Origin of the sequence: Endozoicomonas sp. YOMI1 (genome assembly GCF_024606345.1) — a bacterium.
Classification (GTDB): Bacteria; Pseudomonadota; Gammaproteobacteria; order Pseudomonadales; family Endozoicomonadaceae; genus Endozoicomonas.
Map to the genome: position 1 here is coordinate 1 of NZ_JAHHPM010000186.1, position 7,064 is coordinate 7,064.

Consider the following 7,064-nt stretch of genomic DNA (forward strand, 5'->3'; position numbering starts at 1 on the left):
TTTGACGAAGAAGCAGGAATTTTTAGACCAATTTATCGCAACCGCAGTAGGGCAGGGCAGTCTATTCTCGGACAGCCTCCTAGACGTCATCATCAGCAAAGTAGGTGTAGCCATCGTAAACAGAGCTGATTGCTTTGGCCTTTCCGAGGCTCATCCCTCCATATTCATTAACTGCCTCCATAGGAACTAAGGATACAAGACCCTCCTCTTCCCAATCAGTCAATTCTGACTTAACAGGGTTTGTCTTCGCTGCAAAACGCATTCGACGAACATCCCAATGGTTGGGAACTTCTCCCAACCAATCAACCCCGGAATCCCGTTATTCTGGATACTTCGGATAGCGCATCACACCACCTCCGCCAGCATCCTTACAATGCTTTCTTCCAACCCCTGTAAACAGAGGAGAACCATTAAAGACAATAGCAATGCGTGAACCGGTGCCACCCTGTTCCGGGGTTGTCTGCATCTTGGACATCATATGCAGCAGGAAAAGTAGTGCTCCGTCGTTTATACGCGGAAGACCAGCTCCAAAACGACCACTTAAGCCAAACTCATTGTGTTCGTTGGTCACTTCATCTTTTGTAGAATATTACGAGCTTTGCTGGAAAAACCGGTAATGTAGTTACTCAGGTTTCTGGCCAGGCCGTTAGGATCATCCAGCAGGTTGTTGAACGTGAATTTGCTGGTGTTGTGAAAGTTGAGTTTGAATTCCCGGTCGATCTTCTTCTCAATCAGTCCTTTTGCCAGCCCTTTTTTTTCCAGCTCCAGATACTTTTTTCTGACTTTCTCGCAAATCTATGTTGGTATGAATATTGACGTACCGACATTAACAAATGTCGCACACAACATAAGTCGTGTTATGTCCGACAAAAATGTTGTTTTACCCATAAGTTGGGTAAACCGACAACAAAGTAGACCCTGGCATCAATACGTTCGTATTGTATCGCCGGGGTCTTTTTTATGTACTTTTGGGTTAAGGTAAATCCAGAACGGTTGCTACACCATTTTCCAAATAGGATTTCACCTCTTGATAATGAGGCTGAATCTCTGAATTGTTGATTTCCCCCAGCCAGAATGTCCAGGTTTTTGTTTCGCCAGCATCCCTAGCCTGAACTGCTCTGAGACCAAAATAGAGCGGCTGGCTATCCTTATTTGCATCTGCGCCGGTCATGATGTAAGAAGCACCCACTAAATGGTCGGACATTTCATTATGGGACAATGGAAGATCTTTCAGGCATTTATTCTCTGGCTTATCCAGCTCTTCTTGATAAGTTTTCTGCTGTTCGGGGGTTCTGGCCTTCAGACCGCCCTCTGGATAGGCAATGTATAAGGTCATTCTTTCAGGATCTGATTTGGCCAGGTTCCTGACGGTGACAGTTCTGTCACTAATGGTTTTCTCCCGTGCACTGTCACCTTGCATTTGCTTGGACATGGCTTCAGGGGGCGCTGTTTTCTCGGGAGTAACCAGTGGGGTTGCAGGGGTTTTCGTATGGATTACCGCCACTGCATTTGAGATGGTTCTATTACCTATTAATTCATTTAGTGAAAGCTCGACAATGGTTTGCATACCGACGCCAATGGGGCGTAGTTTTGTGTCACCACCGGACAGTTCAAAGGTTTTAACAGTCGAAAACTTTTCAAAACAGCCTGATATCTCCTGCTTGATATTTTGGTTTTTATCAGCTGAACTGGAGCCTGGTTGATAAGCGTCAAGTTGTCTGCTTATGCTGGATTGCAGACTGGCCTGAAGGGGGAATGCCACTTTTTTAAACCTCTCGCCGTGAGTGCAGCCGGTCAAAACAAATACAAGGATGTTGAGGATCAATGCTTTTTTGGCATTAGAGAGTTCCATGTTTTTGTCGTGCAGGCTGATTTTTGTTGAATTGGAGTTGTAAAAGTAGAACAGGTTTTGGATATTTCAATCTTTGGCTGACAGTTTAGGCAATTTTTTGGTAATAAAGGCTGTATTAGGGAATCACGAGATTCAATCTGCTTCTGCTGATGCAACGGTAAATTTAAAATTTCAAACAACAGTTCCGATTTTGCCGGGGACCTCCCAAAAGGCAAATACAAATGTTATCACGCACAAAGCGAGTGCTGTTTCAATCAATAGTGGAAATATACTCAAATCCCTGAATAGGCCATCCACTGATATCTCAGCCCACGAGCCTTCCTCCAGAAAAGCGTTAAAATCAGCGGCTGCACTTTTATTGCAAACAGTACAAACATAGCGTATTGCCTTGGTAATTCAGAGGCTCATGATGTTGCGGCTAAAATGTTAGATTTGCATTCCTTTCCAAAAACAGTTACCAGTATTGGTTCGGGGCAAGCATTTCTTGAAAAATGTTTTGGTTTGATGGGAGGAGTTAATGTGAAATGCTATGACCGTGAACCATTAACTCGATTTTTACCTGTTGAACAAACTGAGTTCTTTGAGGTTCAATTAACTGATTACACTATGATGGGGCCACCATCATTTATTCAGTTTTACAATTGGCCATCAAGCGTTAATCAGCTAATGTTTGATTCTCGGAATTTGGAGGGTTTGTGTTCCGATATCGAACTTCCTCGATCTCTAACATCAAGTTCACGTTAATAAAATGATTATGCAAAATGTCAATTCTGGAGTAACTCCAACACAATCCACAGGTTATGTTAACCCATCGGGTGCGGGTGATCATTCGTTATCTCCCGCCGTTGCTGCACTTGGCGATGTGCTTCCGACGCCTGGCCTGAATTCACGACTATGTCCGCCAGAACAAGCGATTTCTACAAATGGCATTGAATCGATAACAGACAGAAATGTGGAATTAGTACAGTGCCCTCTCCGTGATGAAATCAACGGAGCTTTTCGAGACTTTGGTAACACTGATGCCGCGGGCACTTCATCCGTAAATCCAGAAAGGACCTTTATAAGGGCCATGAAGAATGAATTAATAAAATCTGTTCGAGATCTGCTTTCTTCGAATGCACGCGTGTGCGGTTTGGCAACGTCTGGCAACACCAGGGGCCAACTTCAGTTGATAGTAACGGCTGATTACGATTGCAGCCAGGAAGAAAGGCAGCAGTTGCTCACCGACGTGGAACTCTTCCTTCAGAGTAATGTTCCGGAGAGGTTGCGCACTGAGTTTAAACTCAATATTGAATACGGCGGGCCTATAGTACCTCTATAGTCAGGCTTCTCTCATGGTGTCGGATATGTCAGGGATTTTCGGTAAATGATTTTGTAATCCCCCGGATTGGAGACTGCAGGGTAAAACTCCCCGGTAAGCCTGCTTTTGCCTGTTGTATCGCTTTATTTTCACAGAGAAAATTCCTGATGCCGCACTGCCCACATTTGCCATTATGGCGGCACCGGCGAGCCTTTCTCTGGCGGGCTACCTGTCCATAACTAACCAGCCAAATTACTTACTGGTTGCGGTCTTGCTGTCATTGGCTATTTTTATGACGAGTCTGGTCTATGTTGCGTTTGTCCGTTTACTACGCCTGCCGTTTTCATCGGGATATGCCGCTTTCACATTTCCAATGGTGATTGGGGCTACAGCGTTGTTCAAGCTGGCAGATAAACTTCATCAACAGGGCTATCAAAAAGTTTGTGATGTTATTAACAATCTGGCCGGTTTTGAACTTTTGGTGGTGACGGTGATGGTACTTTATGTTGCCCTCCGCTATCTCTGGTATTACTTCTCACCTCGCCATCCCTGATGTATGTCGGGACATGGACTGACCGGTCAATATAACCATGGGTAAATTGAACTCATGGCCTGAAATGCCGAACTTATGATTCCCCATTCATTTCGGCATTTATTGATAAACGGAACAGGAAATGTCGGTAACACATTCTGGCGCTGGTCTCGCCATCCCTATGCTGGTCTTCTGCGGCCTTTTTTTATTGGCGGCTATTTCGGCAATCTTTCTTAAAAAGCTGCGTTTTCCCTATACCATAGGTCTGGTTGTGATCGGTATGGCCCTGGGGATGGCGGCTGAATATTGTGAAATACTGGCTCCCATTCTCCATCTTTCCCTGACTCATGACCTGATCATGTATGTTTTGCTCCCTGTGCTGATTTTTGAGGCGGCTATCAATATCAAGCTTTCAGCCCTTATGAAAGAGCTGGTGCCTGTGTTGATGCTGGCCATTCCGGGAGTGATTCTGTCTACACTGGTTGTGGGTGTGATTCTGGGTGAGTTGACGCCTCTGACGCTGGCGGGTGCGCTACTGTTCGGGGCGCTGATTTCAGCAACGGATCCAGTTGCCGTTATTGCGCTATTTAAAGAGGTTAAAGCGCCTGAACGGATGTCTCTGCTGATGGATGCAGAGAGTTTGTTAAATGATGCAACCGCTATTGTTGTGTTTGGCATCGTGCTCTCGATTATCCAATCGGGAACGGGACTGTCTGGTAGCACTGCTTTTGCTGCCTTTATCGAGTTCTTCAGGGTGTTCTTTGGCGGGATTTTTATTGGTGCGGCCATGGGGGGAGGAACGCTGGTATTACTCAGGTTATCCCGGGGTATGCCTTATGTGCATATTGCACTGACAACTATCCTTGCGTTTGCCAGCTTTATTATTGCTGATCATGTATTTGAAACGTCTGGTGTCATGTCAGTTATCGCTGCCGGAATTTTCACTCGCAGCTATGGTCGTCGGGCCATGGCAGACTTTATGACATTGCGTCACCTTGATCCTTACTGGGAGTTTATGGCATTTGTAGCCAATAGCTTTATTTTCCTGCTGTTAGGGTTAAGTGAGGACTTCCTGTTGCGGAATATAGAGCGCCTCATTATGTTCTATCCCACTTTAATCCTTGCCATTGCGGCTGTTCTTCTGGCGCGCTTCCTGGTGGTATATCTGTTGCTGCCCATCAGTAATTTGATTCCATTGGGTGGTAAAGTGGACAGCTATTCAATGAAGGTGATGTTTTGGGGCGGGTTGAGAGGGGTGGTGCCAGTTGCCCTGATGCTATCGATCCCGGACTCTATGCCTGAAAAGCGAATGATCATAGAAATGACGCTTGCCGTTATTCTTTTCTCACTGCTGATTCAGGGCACTACGATTGGCTGGTTGATGTCTCGTCTGGGGATAAAAAGGGAAGCCTGATGCCACTGAATTCAATCAATATTTGGGTGCTTTGGATCTCAGCCTTATAATACCTGTTTTGGCATTCTGTCAGCCTGCTCCCATTGAGGGTCGGGCTTTATTGAGAAAGCAATTCCATGACCGTACGCACCCGTGTTGCACCTTCCCCTACCGGCGATCCCCATGTCGGTACTGCTTATATTGCTCTGTTTAATCTGGCGTTTGCCAAGAGTCAGGGCGGCCAGTTCCTGCTTCGTATAGAAGATACTGACCAAACCAGAAGCACGCCTGAATCTGAGCAGCAGATTCTCGACTCTCTGCGCTGGCTTGGGTTGAATTGGGATGAAGGTCCTGATATTGGTGGTCCGCACGGCCCTTATCGGCAGAGTGAGCGTCGGGAAATTTACGCCGAGCATGCTAATGAGCTGCTGAACAAAGGACATGCTTTCCGATGCTTCTGCTCATCAGAGCGTCTTGACGCTTTGCGTGCAGAGCAAATGGCTAACAAGCAGACACCCGGGTACGATGGTCACTGCTTGCATCTTTCTGAAGACGAAGTTCAGGCCAGGCTGAATGCGGGTGAGCCTCTTGTTGTTCGGATGAAAGTGCCTGCGAGTGGCGTCTGCACAGTGGATGATATGCTCCGTGGCACCATTGAGGTTGACTGGTCCCAGGTGGATATGCAGGTTCTGGTGAAAGCCGATGGCATGCCAACCTATCACCTGGCCAATGTTGTTGATGACCACCTGATGGCAATCACTCATGTTATTCGTGGTGAGGAGTGGATCAACTCTGCGCCAAAGCATCAGTTGTTGTATGAATACTTTGGTTGGCAGATGCCTGTCCTCTGTCATATGCCGTTGTTGAGAAATCCTGATAAGAGCAAGCTGTCCAAGCGCAAGAACCCAACCTGTATTACCTACTATCGTGATATGGGGTATCTGCCAGAAGCTCTGTTGAACTACCTTGGTCGTATGGGCTGGTCCATGCCAGACGAGCGTGAGAAGTTCAGTCTGGAAGAAATGCTGGCGGATTTTGATATCAAAAGGGTTTCTCTGGGAGGCCCGATTTTTGATCAGCAAAAGCTGTCCTGGTTGAATGCCAGCTGGATCCGCGAAAACCTGACCACAGAGCAATTTGCTGATCGCCTGCATCACTGGTTACTGAACCGAGACTACCTGATGAAGTTTCTGCCAATGGCGAAAGAGCGTGTTGAGCGTCTCAGCGATTTTGCCCCCATTGCTGCTTTTATGTTCTCCGGTATGCTGAATCTGTCGCCTGAAGATTTTGCCCATAAAAAGCTGGAAGCGGGTGATGTTAAGAAGATGCTGCAGTTCACGCTCTGGAAGCTTGAACAGCTGCGCCAGTGGCAGTGTGATCAGATTTTCTCGGAAATTAAAGGGCTCTCCAAAGCTATGGACATTAAGCTGGGTGATTTTAATCATCCCATTTTTGTTGCTATCGCTGGTACGCCAAACTCCTGGTCTGTCATGGAGTCTATGGAAATCCTGGGCCCGGATATGACTCGTGCACGCCTTCGTCATGCTGTTGAGGTATTGGGTGGCGTTTCCAAAAAAGAAGCGAAGCGTCTGGAAAAAGAGTTTGCAGCGCTTTAACCCGGCTTCTTTGGGCTTGGGCCGGTTGCATACCGGCCTTTTCTATCGATGTATATATAACTGCACTATTATTTGAGCATAATTTTTATAAGCGACGCTTGACAGGATAAGGGGGTATCCATATCATTCGCCTTGCGTTTCGGGGGGCAAACAAAGCGTTCTTCGGAGGGTGCTAAAGCAAAAGCAGTTGGTGAATACGTTAAGTATTGTTGCTGCGAAGGTTTTGGGGCTATAGCTCAGCTGGGAGAGCGCAACACTGGCAGTGTTGAGGTCAGCGGTTCGATCCCGCTTAGCTCCACCAAACATCGTTTGATGTTTGCGTCCCCTTCGTCTAGTGGCCTAGGACACCGCCCTTTCACGGCGGTAACAGG

8 protein-coding genes and 1 tRNA gene are annotated in these 7,064 nt (G+C 46.8%); 6 read left to right on the top strand and 3 right to left on the bottom strand.

Translation table 11 applies throughout. The annotated features are described in order from the left end of the window. Nucleotides 1–79: 79 nt before the first annotated feature. The 3 genes from KDK15_RS06575 to KDK15_RS06585 all read right to left on the bottom strand — a co-directional run bounded on the left by KDK15_RS06575 (nucleotide 80) and on the right by KDK15_RS06585 (nucleotide 1,852). Entirely contained in the window at nucleotides 80–262 is a 183-nt protein-coding gene (locus KDK15_RS06575; RefSeq protein WP_257294571.1) for a hypothetical protein, read from the bottom strand. Nucleotides 263–319: 57 nt separating this feature from the next. Continuing rightward, nucleotides 320–571, bottom strand: a complete 252-nt coding sequence (locus KDK15_RS06580) for a hypothetical protein (protein ID WP_257294572.1) — start codon at nucleotides 569–571, stop codon at nucleotides 320–322. A gap of 402 nt (nucleotides 572–973) precedes the next feature. Then, nucleotides 974–1,852 (bottom strand): hypothetical protein, encoded by an 879-nt coding sequence (locus KDK15_RS06585; protein ID WP_257294573.1) that lies wholly within the window; start codon nucleotides 1,850–1,852, stop codon nucleotides 974–976. A gap of 73 nt (nucleotides 1,853–1,925) precedes the next feature. On the opposite strand from KDK15_RS06585, the gene KDK15_RS06590 reads away from it, so the two are divergent. The 6 genes from KDK15_RS06590 to KDK15_RS06615 all read left to right on the top strand — a co-directional run bounded on the left by KDK15_RS06590 (nucleotide 1,926) and on the right by KDK15_RS06615 (nucleotide 6,994). Further along, a complete protein-coding gene (locus tag KDK15_RS06590; protein WP_257294574.1) occupies nucleotides 1,926–2,231 on the top strand; it encodes a hypothetical protein in 306 nt (101 codons plus the stop codon). A gap of 375 nt (nucleotides 2,232–2,606) precedes the next feature. Beyond that, nucleotides 2,607–3,173 (top strand): hypothetical protein, encoded by a 567-nt coding sequence (locus KDK15_RS06595; protein WP_257294575.1) that lies wholly within the window; start codon nucleotides 2,607–2,609, stop codon nucleotides 3,171–3,173. Between the two features lie 112 nt (nucleotides 3,174–3,285). Further along, the gene (locus KDK15_RS06600) at nucleotides 3,286–3,705 is read left to right on the top strand and encodes a hypothetical protein (protein ID WP_257294576.1); all 420 of its coding nucleotides are present in this window, start codon (nucleotides 3,286–3,288) and stop codon (nucleotides 3,703–3,705) included. A gap of 121 nt (nucleotides 3,706–3,826) precedes the next feature. After that, nucleotides 3,827–5,098, top strand: a complete 1,272-nt coding sequence (locus KDK15_RS06605; RefSeq protein ID WP_257294577.1) for a sodium:proton antiporter — start codon at nucleotides 3,827–3,829, stop codon at nucleotides 5,096–5,098. Nucleotides 5,099–5,214: 116 nt separating this feature from the next. Further along, on the top strand, nucleotides 5,215–6,693 hold the full coding sequence (gene gltX / locus KDK15_RS06610) for a glutamate--tRNA ligase (RefSeq protein WP_257294578.1): 1,479 nt from the start codon (nucleotides 5,215–5,217) through the stop codon (nucleotides 6,691–6,693). A 225-nt stretch (nucleotides 6,694–6,918) separates the two neighbouring features. Continuing rightward, nucleotides 6,919–6,994 (top strand) — tRNA-Ala (locus tag KDK15_RS06615). Nucleotides 6,995–7,064 lie beyond the last annotated feature (70 nt).